Below are 18,773 nucleotides of genomic sequence, written 5' to 3'. Positions count from 1 at the left end.
AGTGTAACGCAAACGGTTCGTAACTGGAAACCCCGCCGCAGCGTCCGATTTAAGGGGGGGGCCGTTTGCTGTTATACATTCGAACACTGGGAGGAATTACAATGCAATCCGTAACATTAAACAATGGTGTGAAAATGCCAATCATTGGCTTCGGTGTTTACCAAGTTCCTGATGCTGAAGAATGCGAGAAATCCGTATATGAAGCGCTGATGGCTGGTTACCGCCTAATCGATACTGCCTCCGGTTATCTGAATGAGGAAGCGGTGGGCCGTGCGATCAAGCGCAGCGGTATACCACGTGAGGAGCTGTTCATCACAACCAAGCTTTGGGTTCAGGATGCCAACTACGAGAGTGCCAAGCTGGCGTTTGCCAAATCCCTGAAGAAGCTCCAGCTCGACTATCTGGATTTATACCTTATTCACCAGCCTTTCGGCGATTACTATGGCGCTTGGCGTGCGATGGAAGAGCTGTACCGTGAAGGCAAAATCAAGGCAATCGGGGTCAGCAATTTCCTGCCTGACCGATTGATGGACCTTATCGTGCATAACGAAATCGTGCCCGCCGTCAATCAGGTCGAAACACACCCGTTCTACCATCAGATCGAGAGCGCCGCTTTTATGAAAGAGCAGAGAGTGCAGCACCAGTCTTGGGCACCTTTGGCTGAAGGACTTAACAACTTGTTTGGGAACGAAGTGCTGGCTTCAATCGCAGAAAAACACAACAAGTCCGTCGCCCAAGTCGTGCTTCGCTGGCTTGTTCAGCGTGGAGTCGTTGTAATCCCGAAGTCGGTAAAAAAAGAACGGATCGTCGAAAACTTTAACATTTTCGATTTTGAATTGAGCATGGACGACATCGAACAAATTTCCACTCTCGATACGCGGAAAAGTCTTTTCTTATCGTACCGCGATCCGGAAGTCGCCAAGATGATGGGAAACTGGAAAGTCGATCTGTAAACTTGATTAAGCGTAAACTCATCATGCATTTGTCCTCATCTGTAAAAAAAAAGGACAGGGTAATCTCCCTGTCCTTTTCTATTTAGATTGTAAAAATATTTCCTCTTCACTCCCATTGCAATTTTTTGATCCTTGCCTATGATCCGCCGCTAATAAGCACTAAAAAATAGTCCTGCATGCAAACCATCATGTAGAGCTGGACTCTGAGAATGAATGTTAATCTTCAGCAAGATTGTACCTACCCCACGTAACTCCCCAGTCACGCATTCGTACAAGAACCTCATTGAATGCCCTTCCACTCTCGGTTAATGCATATTCGACGGTAACCGGTACTGTTGAAACCACTTTACGACTAATGATGCCACGATTCTCAAGATGACGAAGCGTATCGGTCAGCGACTTGATACTAATGCCAGGCAGGTTTCGACGCAGTTGGTTGAAGCGCTGTGTGCCCTGACACAACTGCGAAATCACAGAATACGACCATTTTCCGCTAATGACTTCGATAGCGGAAACAATTGCCGGGAAGCAGAGAAGCTCATCTGGCTGATTCATAGCCAAACCCTCCTTACAAAAAGTTAGTTGAACTAGAAAAACAGTCTATACCTAAACATTTTGCGTTCTTTCGCAAGTATGGCATTTGGAATATGCTCGTGTTAGGGGCCCCAGTATGGCTCGTTAAGGAGGAGAATACAGATGAAAATTGGTATTATCGGAGCCGGCAATGCTGGCAGAACATTAGGATTGGCATTTGCTAAGCAAGGTTATACCGTGATGCTCGGATCTCGGCAACCGGAGAAACTTGCGGCACTCGAAATGTCTGGAGAAGAAAATCTAAGCGAAAAAGTCCTCTTGGACGTTATGGTGGATCCGGGTATAGTCGCTAACGGAGATCATGACCTGTTTATGTGTGGAAACGATACTGTTTCAAAGCAAATGGTCTCGGACTTGCTTAAAGGGGCATTCGGGTGGAAGCAGATATACGACCTTGGTGATCTGTCGGCTGCGCAGGCGACGGAAGGGTTAGCCTTATTGGCTTCTCGCGTTGCTGCCGTCCTTGGACACGGTATGATAAACTTCAAGGTAGCACTTTGACAATAACACACAGCAGTGCGAAGTGGAATCTTTATACAGCACTTTTGTTCATCATCCAACTAAAGAACAATTGCTGCCTTCTTCCACAAAACGATATTCTCGTCTAATCGATCCATAGGGTCACTTCTTATAGTTTATCATCGACAATATGTGCTCTCTCATCTTAACGTATGAAGCTGCCTATCGAACCGATAGCTTCATAGTAGATTGCTTAATGGAATTAACGTCCAATGCCGGAAACGAAATGCGTTCTTCATAACGTTCCAGATCCGCTCTTCCTGCGCAGATAATGGCGTTAGTGCAACAATCTTATCTGCAGCAGCAAAACTCGGACCTACTCACGACCTGTGCACGCCTTCTGCAATCCATGAATCAAGACTAATGATTTCGCTGAGCCGGCGGTCACGCTCAAAATCATTTTATCTTCACTAACTCCTTAAGCGTAATAACTCTAATTCTTGAAGAACCCCCTTTACATCACAGTCGGGATTTAAGATATTGATCATCTCTTCCGTTATGGGGAAATCATCGTAAATTTTCGCAACAACATCTATTGATGGTGATAATTCAAAATAATCTATTGCAAATTCTATAAAATCCTCTGGTGTATGGAATATACAGCCCACTAAAAAATCAGAACCATCGCTTTCACCTTCTGGAATCTCCACGTTTCCCTTGTGCCAGTTAGTGTCACTGTTTTTACGCCAAAAACAAAAAGTCACATCGTCTTTTTCAATTGCATCGTCTTCAAGTAAAGATAATAATTCCTTTGGCACTTCATCATAAATCCCTTGCACTACTTTATGTTCATCTTGCGCATATGGGCTTAATTCAGATTCATGATCGAAGCCTTTTATTATGGAGCCTACAGGGGAAAACAAAATAATAAGATGATCACCAGCTCCATTATCAATTTTCGCCATACAAACACTCTCATCCCAATCTTGAACAAAGCTATGGTAACGGAGCCATTTTTCCGGACAAAGAATAATATTTAGTGATGCTTGGATTTTCATTAGCTTTTTTAAAATTATTGGATTTGGTAAACGCTCTAACACATTTACTTCCATGAATCCTCATCCTTTCATCTTTCTTTGCAAAGCAATTCTCATAGTGACTAAAATTTTGCACATCTATTGAATATGAATAATCTTTTATTGAATTATTCTTGAAACTATTCGGCTATCCTGCCCTTTCTACAAGAAAAACAGCTGCCGATGTTTGCCGGCAACTGTTCGTGGTGGAGCTAATGTCTCCCGTTAGATGAATGCGTCCCCCTATTTGCTAGCATTCATTTCTTTTATGATTTCTATAAATTGATTAGCTACCTCCGATGGATGTAATGAATATAGCAATCCATATGGAACTGCAAAATCCAAATCACTTGGGATCGTCACCAAGGATGGATGAATATCTGCCCACGCCTCCAATGTCAGCATAACCGTATTGCTTTCCTCGCAGCGATTAAACCCATCAAGGTCGTAGAGTCGGGGAACCTCTTTAATTCGTATTTGAGGATGATTCTTTATCAGAAAATCACGTATGTCATGAATGACTGAGCAGTTCCCGCCATTCACCACAACCAATCTCTCCCCATACAAATCTGTGACAGAAAGTGTTTTCTTAGAAGCCAGTCTATGGTGCCGAGATACGGCAAAGCAAAAACGGTAACTCCCCAATTCAAGCACACGGTAGTAATCCTTCCAGCGGTCTGCAAGAAATGGCCCTACCATGATATCAAACGATTGGCCGATCGTACGGTAAGTGGTTGGGAGGGTATGTGCGTCATCTTCGAAATGAACGATACTTATTCCGATTTGCGGCGATAAGTCGCTAATTCCATTCCACAAATCAATCAAAACCTTACATGAGTTAAGCATAGAAGTGCCGACCCGAACAATATGCCGATTTGTTTGTGCGGCCTGACGCATACGGATCAGAGATTCTTGATAATATTGCAGCATAAATTCTGCATCCTTGATAAAAGCTGCGCCTGCCTCTGTGAGCCTGACACCGTGGTTGGTACGGTTAAAAAGAGGGATTCCGGCTTGCTTTTCCAACAAATTCATTTGCTTCATTACCGCGGTGGAAGAAATAAATAGCTGTTCGGCTGCCTTAGAGAAGCTTCCGGACTGCGCCACTTGAACAAACGTCTTCAGTTGTTCATTCATTCAAAAAGCCCCCCTTTTGCATAAACCAATAGTTAACACCATGCTAACCTATTTGAAGTTCCGTATCAAGCTGATACGCCGTAACATTAGACAAGAACGACAGAGAGCTAAAATACTACACACAGGAACATATTGGAGGAGAATACTATGGAAAACAAAGTCTGGTTCATTACCGGAGCCTCTCGTGGGTTAGGGCGCATTTGGGCCGAGGCTGCTCTCTCTCGCGGGGATAAGGTTGCCGCGACCGCCCGCACTCTGGAAAGCATCAACGAACTTAAGGAACGTTTTGGAGAAGCCGTTCTCCCCCTAGCGCTCGATGTGACGGATGCCCGTCAGGTCGAGCGTGTCGTTCAACAGGCATATGCGCATTTCGGCAGGCTGGACGTCGTCTTAAACAATGCCGGATACACGTTGGTTGGCACGACTGAGGAGGCTGACGAATCCGACGTCCGCGAACTATTTGACGCCAATTACTTTGGTACTCTTCGGGTCATCCAAGCTGCCCTGCCTTTGCTTCGGCTACAGGGCAGCGGGCACATTCTCGGAGTCTCAAGCGCCATGGGCATTGTTGCGGCACCGCTCATCGGCTTCTATTGCGCTTCCAAATGGGCGGTCGAAGCACTGCACGATAGCCTCGCGCAAGAAGTTAAAGGCTTCGGCATTAAGGTGACGTTACTTGAGCCCGGCGCCTTTGCAACCGATTTTGGAAGTCCCTTGTCCATGAAGACATCACAGGGAATGGAAGTCTACACTAACCTTCGAAATCAGGTGTTCGGTCGTTTATCGACTGAACACCGAGGCGATCCGCGGGCAACAGCCGAAGCGATTCTTCAAATCGTAGACGCTCAGAACCCGCCTCTGCGGTTTGCGGTCGGTGCTGGAGTCTTGCCTTTGGTACGCGGAGCCTATGCCGATCGATTAGCCGCTTGGGAGGCATGGGAGGCTGTATCGAACGAAGCGCAAGGTAATCCGACCGACCGTTTGCTTAATGCCGATACCTCAAAATAGCACTACATTCGCGTACTTAATGAAACGGCAGCTGACTTGAGGGTCAGCTGCCGTCCTGTTGTATTGAGCTATAGTTTCCCAGTTAGTTGAACGTCAATTACCTAGATAAAGGTTTCTAACTTAAGAATTGAAGATTTCTCTATTTGCTTTAACAACATCTTGAATTGAAAAGGAACCGCCAGTAGAATACAGCTTTTCCATCACCTTATCACGTAAAATTGGAGCTTTTTCTTTATTCGCTTTAGTTAAGGCAATAGACAGTTCCTCTTTTGTAAGTTCGGTGCAGTATGCAGGGGTTCCTGGTTGTTGTCTCCATGAATCGTTTAAAGAACCACTATCTACGGAATCGAAGCCTAGATCGTTTGCTACACCCATGATGATTTGTTTATGGGATAGGTCATCGCCAGCAACCGCTATAGCAATGCGTCCATTCGTCCCTTCGGGAGTTCCATGATGCTCTAACGTATAGGCCAAGAAATTGTTGAATGCTTTAATGATGGATTTCCCTAATTGTTTGGATACCCAAACACTTTCAACCATCCCGTTCTCAACTTCTTCGATTTTACCGCTCAATTGAGGATAATAATTTGAGGTATCTACAATGACTACTTCCTCCCCAACTTTATCAATAATGTTGCGAATGCTTGGTAGCGCATGAAAAGGGATAGATGTTATAAGAACATCAATGTTTTTAATTACATCTCCAACGATTACAGGTGTTCCTGAAAGCTTTTTTCCTTCCAAGCGTTCAATTCCACGAGCATCTGCAATCTTAACATCATGTCCATTTTCAACCAATTTTTTCGCAATATTAGACCCAATTGGTCCTGCACCTATAATTCCAAATCTCATTTCTATCCCTCCAATATTCTATTTTATGTCCCAAGTTTGAGTAATCTGTATACATGTACTAATATATATACGTTGCTCGGATATTTGAAGAAGGCAATAAAAATTGACATAGTACACTTTTTCGTACCTAACAGCAGAAAAGAGTGATTAAGGTGTCTAGAATAGATGAAGATGGATTTAGTGATGAATGTAAGAAAGATCATAGGGAGGTATATGGCATTGCCTACACTCAAAACATACTTTCGGGACGTTGGAAGTATCTGATTCTTTGGTTTTTAAAGTTTAGCCCGCGTCGATATAATGAAATTAAGACTCGATTATGGGGACTTTCACAAGGCTCCCTAACAAAACAACTTCGAGAATTAGAAGCTGATGGCTTAATTAATCGTAAAATCTATCCAGAAGTACCTCCGCGTGTAGAATATTCATTAACATCAAAAGGTGAGGAGTTGATTCCAATCATCGATTTAATGGAGGAATTCGGAAAGAAGTTTGGAGACAAATAGATTAATTATATAGGGTATTTTTACATTAAACTCCCTTAACGAAAAAGGAGCTGCCGCGGCAAACTGCTCCTGGATGATCATTGAACTAAAGTTTCTCGTTAGCCATCCATGCCCCTCTCGGGGCACCACAGAATAATGAAAATTTTGCTGCTGCGTTCTATACTATTCTTACGGCTGGTGAGGAAGGTCGTTAAGCTATGGTGTTGCGAACCCACCCGTTAGTCTGACTCCAACGATCATGGTGCACCACGGTATGTCGCTCCTTTTTGGAAGCACGCGGGGTAGATTAATCATTTTCTGGTTGTTGCCCAGTCCTCCATTCTAATTGCCGTAGAAAGGTGAATGTTATGGATGTCCTCATCGAGCGCGCTTGCGGTTTGGATGTTCACAAGAAGTCCATTACCGCTTGCATCGTGACTTCCGAAGGAAAGGAGATTAAGACGTTTCGTACACACACGGTTTTCTTGCTTGACTTGATCGACTGGATCAAGCAGCATCGCTGTACACATGTGGCCATGGAGAGCACCGGCGTCTACTGGAAACCCATTGTCAATCTGCTTGAAGCCGAGGAGATTCAGTTTCTTGTCGTTAACGCCCAACATATTAAGGCAGTCCCTGGCAGGAAGACAGACGTCAAAGATGCAGAGTGGATTTGCAACTTGCTGCGTCACGGGCTACTTAAGCCGAGTTATATTCCTGACCGTAACCAACGCGAACTTCGCGAATTAGTCCGTTACCGGCGCAGCCTGATTCAGGAACGATCCCGTGAACACAACCGCGTCCAGAAGGTTCTGGAAGGTGCCAATATTAAACTCGCTGCTGTTGTCTCCGACATTATGGGCGTAAGCAGCCGCGATATGATGGGGGCTATGATCGAGGGGGAAGAAGATCCAGAAAAGCTGGCTGCCTTCGCAAGACGAACCTTAAAGAAAAAGAAAGAAGAACTAGAATTAGCCTTGCGCGGGAACATGAGTGCACTTTGAACAGCGACAACAGGAAACCCTTATGAAACAAGCCATTCGTAGGCTTGAAAACCTTGGTTTTCAGGTTGCTCTCTCAACCTCAGAAGCATCTTAACCATTTCGAATTTTCATATTTCCCTAAGAAGCACAGTTTTTAAAAACCGTAAAAGCTGGGTTTGTTTTCGTGCTGCCATTTTTAGGTCTGAGCTAAGAGTAATTTTCGGGGTAGTTCAACGTTAAGCTCGATAGTTGAACATGAGCAGGCTTCGTTTTCTTAACACTCACATTTCGCTCAAATAACTAACTTAATTTTAAACCTTCAATGATTTCTTCCAATTGTTGCTTTAACTGCGAATCGGCTGGGTTCTGTGCTAAGCGCCCGAATAGACTAAATAATTGGTCGTGATGGTTAATAATAGTGGACTTATTATCTGGAACCAACATCTCTATATATAGCTTTTTCAAGAGAAAATCGATTGTTTCTCCTTGTCCCTGCTCATAGGTAGTGAGGTGCGGAATCGAATCTGCAGCAGCAACAGCAGCGATACATTTTGTGTAAGCTGAGTCGTCTATTTGCACACCAAAACATTCGCTTACCTGCCCCAATTGACGTTGAAACGTTTTGTTCGCTTGTTCTTGAAGAAAGTCATATCGTTCTTCACTTTTGTCTTTTGAGTAATGAAGATAAACAGAGCTTGCCAGTGCCAGAACTGTGACTGTACTAAGAATTATGCCCTTATACTTAAATTCCCCCAATACATACATCTCCTCATCACTAATTTTGTTGATGATTGCAGTTTCCTGTTTTGTCTGGTTATCGTGATGTTGAGCTAAAGTCTCCCGTCTAGCTTAGATTCTTTGCTTACTTTAAGGATTCTAGGAGCCGATTTCCGCCATCCAATCGATATCCCCTCCTTATCACAATAAGGATACCATATATTGGAACTAAACCTGCCCTTTAATTCAACAAAGACCGGTAGCGGATCTCTGATCTGCTGCCGGTCTTTGATTTAAACTAATGTTCCCAGTTAGCGTAATGATCTTTGCTTTTCTGCATGGTTCTTTTCGTGCCGTTTTCTAAAGCCATTCATTCTCTAAAATGCTCATTTCCCACACGCTCCACGAACTTGAGCTGTTTTTTGTCAAGGCGTGGGAATCTCTTCCTCGTATCCTCGCTTGTTTAGCGGGCGTTCAATATCGCGGATTCCCGTAGGCGAAGCCGATAGCTTTTGACGAGCGTCTCCCCGTTCTTTACGTCGAACTCCTTCGCCCGTTCGAAGCCGAGACGTTCGTATAGACGAACCGCAGAATCCATCATGTCGGACGTGTGCAAATGAAGAAGCTCGGCGCCGGACGCGAGCGCGATCCCGGCGCTCTCGCGGATGAGCTGCGTTGCGACGCCATGGCCGCGGGCTTCCTGTGAGACGGCGAGCAGACGGATGATTGGCGTGTGGATGCCGACGTAACCGTACGCTTGCTCCGATGATTCGAACAGGAACACACTGCCGACGATGCGGCCGTCTAATTCGGCGACTAGCCGGTTTTTTGTTGCCCCGGCGCTCGCGGCGGCGACGATGTTTTCTTTATATTGCTCCCAGCGTTCTTCGGATAACGTATTCGCGTATTGCCCATAGGCGTCCAGCAGCACGTCCCGGACCGCGTCACGGTCTTCCGCCGTCGCTTCGCGAACGAGCACTTGTTTTTGCATCATGAGATCCACCTACTTTCTATCGAATAGTCGGCTATTGATACGACCTCTCCTATTCATTAATTTTCATTCGTAAAGCATACTTTTCTCATGGGAATTATATATTATTAGGTTTATGCTAGCATTTCATGAGTTATATCACAATACTCCAATCGATAGAAATACTTAATAAGCACAACTAAAAAATCTATATGTACATGTATTTCTATGATAAAACGAGTACATTCGTTACCACAACATTTGATATTCTGTAATAGTCCCCCTAAGTTTCATTATACTACCCTTTAGTTTAATAAAAGGAGCAGCTGCCGTAGTGACAAACTGCTCCTTGATGGCTGAATTAACGTTCCTAGTTTAATAAAGAGTCTAAAAAGTTTCCTTACCTTCACATAAAGCTTCAATTGCTTCTTTTGGGTTATTACCGAGAAAAGTCAGATAATCATCGAGAGCTCCATAAATTCCCCCTGAAGGAGTCATCATTAAAATTAGATGTTCATTATCAGCTTCACCAATAACTACCAACGCAGAATTAATACGTTCCTCATAAGTTTCAACTCGTTCTTTATTAATATGATTTATCGCTTTATTCGGATTAAAATGAAAGCTAGTGGTTTTATTCGGAACTTTATATGCTGGCTGTTTTATCGTCAGCCCACCATACTGAGCCAGAAAGTTAATGACTCGTTCATGTACATCAAAAATACTTTCTAACAGCTTGATGTTTCTATTCTCGCTTAGTAACTTAATAATATCAGGCAAGAAGAAGTCCTCAATTATGACGGTTTCTAATACCTCACCGTAACGCTCAATTGATTTTTCATAACCATTACCTGTTGAAGGTAAGAACTCTAACATGTTTATTAAGAATTCCTCCGATTTAATGCTCATGAGAACCAATTCCTTCGTCTTTTTATAAACTTCGTAAATTAACCATGACTTAAATTATTCGCAACGTGATACTATTCTCCCCAATTGTTCAATGAAAGACAGCTGCCAATTGCTTGTTGGCAGCTGTCTTGTTGTTCAACTAAAGTTTCCCGTTAGCCATCCATGCATCTCATATTTGCACCACAGAGCATTAAAGTAAATTCGTTCTTTCATGGTAGTTGAATGGGCTAACCGAGTGACCCTACCTTAATACAGGCGGCAATGGCCCCGTGGCTAAATGGCAACAGTATAAGCGCATAAAGTTGTTCTCTCCTTCACCCCAATCGTGTATACTATTATCCAAATTAAACCAAATGCATGTTTGAGGTGATTGGGTGTTGGGTGTGGTTACATACACGACATCGTTTGTAAATAGATGATAAGCAAAAGCAGGTAGAGTGCAGAACGAAAATCATGAGCTGCGATGATTAGAAGATGACGCTCTGACTCTGAGCTTACATGGCACGTATTTTCTTGTGAGCCTAGTGTTTTTGGGGCTCCTCGTAGTAATGCTAATAGACCTTCTGACGAAGGCGCGGCGAACGATTCAAGGCCGTATTATAAACAAAGAAGGCAACATCATTAACGTGCTTCGGGATGACGGTAAGCTAAAGCGCTTCAGAATAAACGTACCTGAGGTGCTGGATACGCTCCGAGCTGACTATAGAGTAGAGATCGTGAGCACGAATCTGGCCAATATTCCAAGCCGGATCACGGTGATTATGAGTAACGATGGTGACGTATAGTTTAGCTCAATCCGCCTTGCGGAGCTATTTTATTTAAATAACCATTTTATTTCTATTGAGCCGATATCTTTTTCAGCTATCACAAGTGTTTTTTGAGCATCGCCTAACTTTTCAATGCGCAATTGATATGGTTTAAGCATCTCTTCCCAATTGTTAGAAGTCGATGAGTTTGAAGCAGCATAGCTGAGATAATCAGTAACAATTTGTTTCCAAAGTATCGATGAAATGGACGAGACCTATTTTCTGTACTCAGAAAAGGGCAAGCGGAGTATCATTGAACGTAAGTCAAGAAAACGCGACACATATATCCGACTAAAACGTGCTTTGCACGGATGCATGGCGGGCATTCAGTTCTTATGCGAACTCAAAAGGCTTGGCTCATTACCGATTCAAATCCGATGGTAAAAAGCGTGTCAAGGGCGTTTACCATATCCAAAACGTAAACAGCTACCTTCATTTTAGCGATACGATTCCAGAATCCATTGAGATGTATGACTATGTTTTGCAAGAAGACGGAACAATGAAGTATTCCTCACTTGCAACGGAATCCGTTTCTTTGGAATTAACGGATAAGGTTGGTTCATTTAAGCTTAAAGAAAATTTAAGCTCCAAACTTAGTTCGAATAGTAACGACTACGAACCAGGAAAGTTGATAAGAGGATTTCGATTAATAGGTAAATGGGACGAGCAGTTGCGGGAATATGCTTTCGTAATCAGGTCAGACGCTGTCAGTTCGGAGTAATCTAACAAATCGCCTTATTCCCCAAGGCGGTTTTCTTATGATCAAAAATCAACATTAGAGTTTAACATATCCGATATTTAAAGGATCCTACCCCATTAGTTAAATAAAAATGGAGCTGAGGCTTCCAAACCTACTTCTCTAAGATGGGTTGAACTAACGTTCTCCGGTCAATCACATGGTTCAATTATTTCAAATAATTTCTTCTGAGTTCTGCCCTTCAAATGTTTTCATTTTATTCACTATCACTTGCCCTGATCCGAACACAATATTATGGTGATTAACGCATAGTAACCATTCGTACTTTTTGGAAACTAAGTAATATTCCCTAAGATGCATAAGTTCAGGAATTACATTCTTTGAAATAAAATTCGGGTCTCCTTCATATAGCCACATTTTATCTCTGTAATCCTCTACAATAAACCAAACCCTATCGTCGGTTACAAAGTACTTAATATAATTATTTGGTACGTCAACTAGTCTAAACAAGTATTGTGGATCTCTAAGTCTCTGCCAACCCCAATGCAAACTATTTGTATAATGTTGCTTTTGAATGAATTTCTCTTCGATATTTTTGATCACTGGTCTCCATACATTTTTGTTCCTTTCAACTAAATGCTCATGACTTTTTAGTGATTTGAGTAGTTCTTCAATCTCGTCTCGGATGGACAAGTTATCCATTTCAAAACCTTCTCCATTCAGGTTATTACTATATATTACCTCAGTGTACGTTAATTTTATGGATCATTCTGTTAAGCTGCCCGTTAACGTAATGAAGCTGCCGACCAGCGCCAGCAGCTCCTCCAGGTTATTTCTCAACTAACGTTCTCCGATAGCTTAACGTAAAAAGTGAAGATACCAATTCATCCGACTTCCCTTTATCAATCCCAGATCTTCATTCAATGTTATTTCTTCAAGTTACACTATCGGAAGCGGATGCAGACCACTCTACACTTACACCAGTGGAACACTGGAATGAGATGGCATAATCACCACCGCGCATTCCTTGTGGATAATCCGTCGTACTTCTCCATGTATATGCTTGTCCTGGCTGTATAGTTGCTGCAATATACTCTAACCCTGACGAGTGTTTCATCGTAACCGTTAGCACGCCTTTACCTGTGTTGTGAAAATAAAATTTTCCATGTCCATAACCAGCTGGTATTACAAAATAGGCGGGGGCGCCAGAAGTAGAAGCGGTCACGGTTGTGAGAGGCTGTTGGTTACCCTTAATAAACGGCGTAATAGATTCAAAGCCTTCGTCAGGTACTTCTGGCGACGTGGCTGGAGTTACGATTGGGGAATTGGATTCTGTCGGTGTTACCTCTTCAGAATCAGCGTTAATTACTGCTGGAATCGTTAAAGCTGCGGCTAGTGCTAGAGATAGCAAGGTGAATTTAGTTTGCTTCATCATTTGATACAATCTTCCTATCTGTTGAATTTTGACTAACAGGTAATTGGCTTCTCTTATAAATACGCATCCTGCTGATCAGTAGTTGCGTTAACCTGCCCGTAATAAAGCTGCCAATCAGCGCCGGCAGCCTCTTCCTGTTCCTTTGTTTAACTATCGTGTCCCGTTAGTTGAAAAGCTTACTACGGATTCGGCTCATTTCCTTACCGACTCATTATCATAAGGCTCTCATCTTACTATTACTTTTTTCTAAATAAAATATAAGATATAGTAAATCCGATAAATCCAACGAAACCATTCAACAAGAAAATAATAAAAACAAGTGAAGTTATATAGTCTAAAATCTCAATAGAAATTAGCTTAAACAACCAGGTTAATAAAAGTGATGTTAAAAGAACATTAAACAACAACCGCGCAATAATTGATTCCAGTGGTATCTTTTGATTAAAACTTCTTAAGAAGATTAATTTCTCAAGAAGTGGTGATAACCAGATACTTAACGCACTCACACCATTCTTTCTTATCCCATAACTATATAGAATTGAAAGCAATAAAACCTCCATAGACATTAGATATATGTGCTTTTCCAAAATGTATCCTCCTGTATTTAATATAAATACAATATACATTCAACTAAATTATACCACTAGTAATTACGCTAAACTCCCTTTAGTTCAACAAAAAAACAACCGATCGTTGAGGCCGGCTGCTGTCTCATTGTTACGCTATAGTTCCCAGTTAGTTCAAAAAAGGTTAACTACTTCTTTAAGACCCTTATTATTCTAACTATTCCCCATATAAGAAACGTTAAAAAAGCGACTAATACTACAACTTGAACAATTAAAGTCGACCAAACTATGTGCATAGTAAATTTCCTCCATTTCACTACATGTTTACTTTTTACTATTAAATGATTATATGATCAAGGGACTATAATACCTATTAATTAACATCAGAATCCCACCTATCCTCCCTTTTATTCCATAAAAAGCGGCAGCTGATCCCTATCAGCTGCCGCACTATCGTCTCCCGTTAGCTCAACTTCCTATTGCATACTATAAGACTTTAACAGATGCAATTTCCTTCCCAGCCCATAATTTAAACATATATCCGCTGACAAGAAGATGCCATGGTGCATCATCAACTAAAAAGCATACATCTGCATCATGAGTGCCTTCAATTAAACTTGTAATTCTAACAGGTACGGTCCAGGCTTCACCGGTTAACTGTTTACCCTCTATGCTTCCATAGTGCACGATAAGATCTGGTAACCAGGTATTACAGGGATATTTGCTTGGATCTTTGTCCCAATAAATTAGTGCTTTAACAAAACGAATGCTCTCTATGCCCCCGACCTCCCTGCAGAAAAGTTGAACTAATGTTCTCCGATAGCTTAAGGGACTAAGCATACAACGAAATACCCCATCTTACTCATAATATCCAGCCCATCATTGAAATCCAATCTAACCGACTGCTTTATAATGAGGTGAGAATAACCTCTTTCGGGGGCAACCTATCCTTCTTAGTCTTTTTATCGCCACTAAGTGCTGTAAACTCCACAGGATAAGTTTGTTTAGAATTCGGAGCAATAGTATAAACTTTGTAATTTTGCGATTCACCTTCAAATGAATAAGCGAATTTTCCTTTAGTTAATCCAATATCCTTAGTTACATCTGCCGTCATGTAAAATTTCACTTCAGTTTTACTTCGGTTTCTTATGGTTATGTCACATCTGAAGGTGACGTAACCCGAATCGTCAATCGTAAATTCATGAAATATACTTTCATCATAGACGTACACCAATTCTCTTTGCTTTCCCCCAAAATGGGTCACTTCTAAAGCTACTACAAGTAACAAAATAATTAATAAGGAGGAAAAGACCAAGTATTTTCTTTTCAATACGAAACATCTCCTTTGACGTCGTCCCCTGTTAGCTGAATGTATGGAGTGAACTATAAAAGCACTCATATGCATCGTCTCCATACTACCACATATTGGAACTATCCTGCCCGTTACTTCAATGAAACAGGGAGCAGCGCCGCGGCGGTCTGCTCCCTGTCTTGGTTGAACTATCGTTCCCCGTTTAGCTTAATCGGTTGCCGAATAAATCGAACTCTTATTTCTATTTCCTGGACCATAGATTTTGATACAATCCCGTAACTGTCAGGCGGACTATCCCATTTTCATTTAGCGTGATTCCATCCTTCTCATAGGCATTATTCGGAAAAAGGTAAAAAGAAAATTCATCCCCATCCTTGAAATTAAGTCCACCGCCGCCGTATGTGGCGCTTTCATAAATGCTTCCCTTATATTCGGACTTCATTTTCGCTACCATTTCTATCGAAAAATTATTTTCGCCTAGTGTCTTGTATTGTGTGCCCGAAATTAATGAAGCTCCGTTTCGCGAATAAGTTCCGACTGCTCGAAAGCCAATCCGATAGCCTCCACCTTGCAAACCGACGTTATCAAGCCAACTCACAAAAATGCGGTGCGCCCCGTCATTGTACAGTTCTTTCCCCACGTTGCTCTCCAAATCTGCCAATCGACGGAAACGGAATACTCCCCAGGAACGGCATAACCGTTTTTATCCGTAAACTTCTCCGTGTTATTTGCGATATCCGCCATTTGCATCGTCCATGCAGCGGGAAAACCGACCAGCCAGCAATATAAAAATACAGCAGCTACTCCGATAAAAGCAACGCTTAGCTTAGTTTTACGTTTCATTAGACCTCCGCATCAATTAGAAAAATAACCCCTAATATCTGACCCATTAACTGAACGAGATGGAGTCAGCTAAACTACTGAGTGGGCCTTCCTCCATCTGCAATTGGCGATATTTGTTCGTTTACATTGGTCAATTAGTTGCTAAACTTTAGTTCTATAAAAACGCAGCCGAAAGGAATACGCCGGCTGCTCGCGTTGCTGAACTATCGTTCCCAGTTAGTTCAATCTCGAAATCATCGGAGGACCGAGAAGAGAATGCCCTATGCGTGAATATGGTGTTATATGAAGCCACTTCCATATTCGGTTTACAAGCAACTATTACTTTATTAACTGGTTTACTTTTTGAATTGCTATCTTCATTCCTTCATACAAAGCTGTTACTGACCGATATTCTTCTTTGAATACTGGGTTGCTCCATTCTGTGTTCTTGATAATATGTATAATAAAAACGCCGTTAAGAGTTGAAAACCTGCCATACCATCCGACATCAACTACGTATCCATTTGGATATTCGACCATAAACATATCTTCACTTAACCATTTAATATCAGTCATATCTTCAGGACTTAATTTATAAGAGTTTCATTTAACAACTCCTGGCTTAAATGAACTGTAGATATCTATGACTCCACATATTTTCATAAAAATTAATAGTCTCTTCTGCTGACATAAATGGATTATTTAAAGTGGAGGTTGCGTTTCTTACCATAAGGTTTTTGTAACCGAGTCCATGAGCGAATTTAATAGTAGCATCCATACAGTATTCAGTTTGGGCACCGCAAAATTCTATACTGTTTACATTTAATTGATCTAAATTTTCTTTTAAGTTCGTTTTGTAGAATGAATTTGCATGTATTTTATTTATCAATACGTCCTGTGCTTGAACATCAAGTTTTGCATTAATAGCCCATTGTTCGTCTCCAGGTACTAATTCATCATCACAGTGTTGAACAAAAATAATTTGTTTATTTAACTTTCTGTATAAGAGAATTCTTTCATTTACTATAGCAAGCAATTTTTCCATTTTATACAAATGCTCTTTGTTGTAACATACACCATTTTGCAAATCAATGACTATTAAAACATCTGCACAATTCCCCATAATTCCCACCTCATTATTTATCTTAAACTTATATTTATATTATATCATTTCTTGGGGGACTATCCTGTCCTTCTTCTATAAATAAGGCAGCTGATCCTCGATCGGCTGCCTATGTGTTAATTGAACTATCGTTCCCCGATAGCTTAATCACTGGTTCTAATTGATACAGAAATGCATTTCACTATATCACCAGAATTTAAGATAACGCTTGTAATAATACGATTATCCTCTGCTAACTCTGCTTCTATAGAAAAAATATAAAATCCACTACCCCATGGCTCTTTAATAGGGACATGGATGTAACTTACTTGCTCAAATAAAAACTCAACCGTTTGGGAGGGGTTCTCTCTTGTAACTGCTGTAACCAATTTCAAACTAACTTCTTTACCTCTGTAATTTATCGTTATCTCTTGCAATTCACTATCATGTAAGTAAATGTTCTCTATTTCATGGTAATTGTCTAAAGAGTAGTTTGCCATTACGTTCTCCACCCCCCAATTGGTTAATTTATCCCAATATTAACATATTTTATGTCCACTGGTTGAAGTATCCTACCCGTTCAACAAAAAAAGCAGCCGTACTTAATGCGCCGGCTGCTGTCGTTGTATTGAACTAATGTCTCTCGTTAGCGTAATCGTCCATTCAGCCATTCTTCAATTTCATTAATTTTCTCTGCATAACGCTTAATATTTAGTATTGTCCCAGCAACCTGTTCGGTCCCGGCTTTCTGTTCATCTTGATCTGTGCAATCAATCCATAAAGACCGCTTTAGACAATATTCTAACCAGTCCAACTCACCTAAAAAGCCACTTGCCAAAATCATTCTCCAGTTTGCATGGATATGGTTTTGTGTTATTCCTTTATAGCCTTCTATGAAAGATAAGAACTTTTCCTGGTCGATCTCGCCCGACTCATTTTCAGACCAATAAATAGCCGTTTCAATTAAGTCAAGTTTAGGGTTTCTATAACCTGCACATTCCCAATCAATCAGTGCAGGTTTATCATTCCATAAAACATTCTTAGGGTCTAGGTCTCCATGGCTGATGACCATATCCGTTGAAATTTGCTTAGCTGAATTTATAGCTTCGATATTCCAATCGTTAAGCATTTGGCTGTTTTCATATAATAAATTCGTCCATTCGGCATTACTCTCTTGCCCTTTTTTCAAATAGAAGTTCCAGTCAGTTAGTCCCCGATCTTCTGAGGAATGATTAACTATCCCAAGGTCAGAGAAATCCCCCGTATGTAGAGAAGAAAGAATGCTGCCCATTATTTTGCAATGACCTGAATTTATTTCACTGGGCTTAAGGCTTTTTCCATCCAGCCATTCAAATACGAGACAGAATTGCTCACCCACTTGCTGAATCGAAGCACCATTAAACGTCTTAGCCGGAAGAGAAGGTACATAGTTTGCAGCACGATTAGCAATAAGTTCTGATTTGATGAAGTTTTGCATGGCTGTTGGTCTGGCCATAATTTCAGGGTTTAAAGCTTTGACTACGTATCTCCCCAAGGTGGTTTGTACTGCATACATCCGATGTAATAAACCGCCTGATATCGCAGTAGGACCAATTACTATATCACCAAGCTCTAATTCATTACATAGAGACTCAATTTGACGAGGGTCCATTCTACACTCACTCTCCCACCATCTTCTTCCATTTCGTCATAACAATTTCTACGCAGCAATTACGTTATCCTCCCGCAATGAAAAAGCAGCTGCTCATGGCCGGCTGCTGCAATCTGTATTGAGCTATAGTTTCCCGTTAGTTGAAAGCCAACATATAATAAGTTACTTGTTAGCTAGCTTTATCGCTTCTTCAATGACTGGCTCTAGCTTATTTTCTAAGTCATCGATAATTGCATAAA

Annotated in this window: 21 protein-coding genes and 2 pseudogenes; 7 read left to right on the top strand and 16 right to left on the bottom strand. The window is 41.5% G+C overall.

Annotated elements, in window-relative coordinates:
• Positions 1-101: 101 nt before the first annotated feature.
• Positions 102-953, top strand: a complete 852-nt coding sequence (locus tag WFJ73_RS00115; RefSeq protein ID WP_336770852.1) for an aldo/keto reductase — start codon at positions 102-104, stop codon at positions 951-953.
• Positions 954-1,169: 216 nt separating this feature from the next.
• Here the strand turns inward: WFJ73_RS00115 and WFJ73_RS00110 are convergent, their stop codons facing one another.
• Positions 1,170-1,508, bottom strand: coding sequence for a winged helix-turn-helix transcriptional regulator (locus WFJ73_RS00110; RefSeq protein ID WP_336770851.1), 339 nt, complete (start codon positions 1,506-1,508; stop codon positions 1,170-1,172).
• Between the two features lie 141 nt (positions 1,509-1,649).
• Between WFJ73_RS00110 and WFJ73_RS00105 the strand changes: the two genes are divergently transcribed.
• Positions 1,650-2,048, top strand: coding sequence for an NAD(P)-binding domain-containing protein (locus tag WFJ73_RS00105; protein ID WP_336770850.1), 399 nt, complete (start codon positions 1,650-1,652; stop codon positions 2,046-2,048).
• A 428-nt stretch (positions 2,049-2,476) separates the two neighbouring features.
• Here the strand turns inward: WFJ73_RS00105 and WFJ73_RS00100 are convergent, their stop codons facing one another.
• Together WFJ73_RS00100 and WFJ73_RS00095 are read right to left on the bottom strand one after the other, a co-directional pair.
• A complete protein-coding gene (locus tag WFJ73_RS00100) occupies positions 2,477-3,118 on the bottom strand; it encodes a hypothetical protein (protein WP_336770849.1) in 642 nt (213 codons plus the stop codon).
• A gap of 207 nt (positions 3,119-3,325) precedes the next feature.
• Positions 3,326-4,219 (bottom strand): LysR family transcriptional regulator, encoded by an 894-nt coding sequence (locus WFJ73_RS00095; RefSeq protein ID WP_336770848.1) that lies wholly within the window; start codon positions 4,217-4,219, stop codon positions 3,326-3,328.
• A gap of 147 nt (positions 4,220-4,366) precedes the next feature.
• Between WFJ73_RS00095 and WFJ73_RS00090 the strand changes: the two genes are divergently transcribed.
• On the top strand, positions 4,367-5,227 hold the full coding sequence (locus WFJ73_RS00090; RefSeq protein ID WP_336770847.1) for an SDR family NAD(P)-dependent oxidoreductase: 861 nt from the start codon (positions 4,367-4,369) through the stop codon (positions 5,225-5,227).
• A 120-nt stretch (positions 5,228-5,347) separates the two neighbouring features.
• Here the strand turns inward: WFJ73_RS00090 and WFJ73_RS00085 are convergent, their stop codons facing one another.
• Complete coding sequence (locus tag WFJ73_RS00085; protein ID WP_336770846.1) at positions 5,348-6,079, bottom strand: NADPH-dependent F420 reductase; 732 nt, start codon at positions 6,077-6,079, stop codon at positions 5,348-5,350.
• A gap of 152 nt (positions 6,080-6,231) precedes the next feature.
• On the opposite strand from WFJ73_RS00085, the gene WFJ73_RS00080 reads away from it, so the two are divergent.
• Positions 6,232-6,585: a winged helix-turn-helix transcriptional regulator gene (locus WFJ73_RS00080; RefSeq protein ID WP_336770845.1), complete on the top strand. Its 354-nt coding sequence runs from the start codon at positions 6,232-6,234 to the stop codon at positions 6,583-6,585.
• Positions 6,586-6,932: 347 nt separating this feature from the next.
• A pseudogene (locus WFJ73_RS00075) lies at positions 6,933-7,556 on the top strand (IS110 family transposase); the annotation flags it as partial.
• Positions 7,557-7,847: 291 nt separating this feature from the next.
• Here the strand turns inward: WFJ73_RS00075 and WFJ73_RS00070 are convergent.
• The 3 genes from WFJ73_RS00070 to WFJ73_RS00060 all read right to left on the bottom strand — a co-directional run bounded on the left by WFJ73_RS00070 (position 7,848) and on the right by WFJ73_RS00060 (position 10,143).
• Positions 7,848-8,303, bottom strand: coding sequence for a hypothetical protein (locus tag WFJ73_RS00070; protein ID WP_336770844.1), 456 nt, complete (start codon positions 8,301-8,303; stop codon positions 7,848-7,850).
• Positions 8,304-8,727: 424 nt separating this feature from the next.
• On the bottom strand, positions 8,728-9,258 hold the full coding sequence (locus WFJ73_RS00065) for a GNAT family N-acetyltransferase (RefSeq protein WP_336770843.1): 531 nt from the start codon (positions 9,256-9,258) through the stop codon (positions 8,728-8,730).
• 363 nt (positions 9,259-9,621) lie between these two features.
• Entirely contained in the window at positions 9,622-10,143 is a 522-nt protein-coding gene (locus WFJ73_RS00060; protein ID WP_336770842.1) for an SUKH-3 domain-containing protein, read from the bottom strand.
• A 548-nt stretch (positions 10,144-10,691) separates the two neighbouring features.
• On the opposite strand from WFJ73_RS00060, the gene WFJ73_RS00055 reads away from it, so the two are divergent.
• Complete coding sequence (locus WFJ73_RS00055) at positions 10,692-10,928, top strand: hypothetical protein (RefSeq protein ID WP_336770841.1); 237 nt, start codon at positions 10,692-10,694, stop codon at positions 10,926-10,928.
• Between the two features lie 207 nt (positions 10,929-11,135).
• Positions 11,136-11,379: pseudogene (locus WFJ73_RS00050) on the top strand (IS1595 family transposase); the annotation flags it as partial.
• 480 nt (positions 11,380-11,859) lie between these two features.
• On the opposite strand, the gene WFJ73_RS00045 reads toward WFJ73_RS00050, so the two are convergent.
• From WFJ73_RS00045 to WFJ73_RS00005, 9 genes are all read right to left on the bottom strand, one after another.
• The gene (locus tag WFJ73_RS00045) at positions 11,860-12,348 is read right to left on the bottom strand and encodes a DUF6756 family protein (RefSeq protein WP_336770840.1); all 489 of its coding nucleotides are present in this window, start codon (positions 12,346-12,348) and stop codon (positions 11,860-11,862) included.
• A gap of 232 nt (positions 12,349-12,580) precedes the next feature.
• Complete coding sequence (locus WFJ73_RS00040) at positions 12,581-13,081, bottom strand: hypothetical protein (protein WP_336770839.1); 501 nt, start codon at positions 13,079-13,081, stop codon at positions 12,581-12,583.
• A gap of 236 nt (positions 13,082-13,317) precedes the next feature.
• Complete coding sequence (locus WFJ73_RS00035; protein ID WP_336770838.1) at positions 13,318-13,668, bottom strand: hypothetical protein; 351 nt, start codon at positions 13,666-13,668, stop codon at positions 13,318-13,320.
• 886 nt (positions 13,669-14,554) lie between these two features.
• Positions 14,555-14,977 carry a hypothetical protein gene (locus WFJ73_RS00030; protein WP_336770837.1) on the bottom strand — a complete coding sequence of 141 codons (423 nt, stop codon included), beginning with the start codon at positions 14,975-14,977 and terminating at the stop codon, positions 14,555-14,557.
• Positions 14,978-15,200: 223 nt separating this feature from the next.
• Positions 15,201-15,599, bottom strand: coding sequence for a hypothetical protein (locus WFJ73_RS00025; RefSeq protein WP_336770836.1), 399 nt, complete (start codon positions 15,597-15,599; stop codon positions 15,201-15,203).
• Complete coding sequence (locus WFJ73_RS00020; protein ID WP_336770835.1) at positions 15,554-15,802, bottom strand: hypothetical protein; 249 nt, start codon at positions 15,800-15,802, stop codon at positions 15,554-15,556. The genes WFJ73_RS00025 and WFJ73_RS00020 overlap by 46 nt, the downstream gene beginning before the upstream one ends.
• A gap of 601 nt (positions 15,803-16,403) precedes the next feature.
• A complete protein-coding gene (locus WFJ73_RS00015) occupies positions 16,404-16,904 on the bottom strand; it encodes a cysteine hydrolase family protein (protein WP_336770833.1) in 501 nt (166 codons plus the stop codon).
• A gap of 143 nt (positions 16,905-17,047) precedes the next feature.
• Entirely contained in the window at positions 17,048-17,383 is a 336-nt protein-coding gene (locus tag WFJ73_RS00010; RefSeq protein ID WP_132313647.1) for a hypothetical protein, read from the bottom strand.
• Positions 17,384-17,529: 146 nt separating this feature from the next.
• On the bottom strand, positions 17,530-18,534 hold the full coding sequence (locus WFJ73_RS00005) for a phosphotransferase (RefSeq protein ID WP_336770832.1): 1,005 nt from the start codon (positions 18,532-18,534) through the stop codon (positions 17,530-17,532).
• Positions 18,535-18,773: the final 239 nt, after the last annotated feature.

Origin of the sequence: Paenibacillus sp. MMO-58 (genome assembly GCF_037146255.1) — a bacterium.
Taxonomy (GTDB): Bacteria; Bacillota; Bacilli; order Paenibacillales; family Paenibacillaceae; genus Pristimantibacillus.
This window is presented reverse-complemented; position numbering and strand designations above follow the sequence as displayed.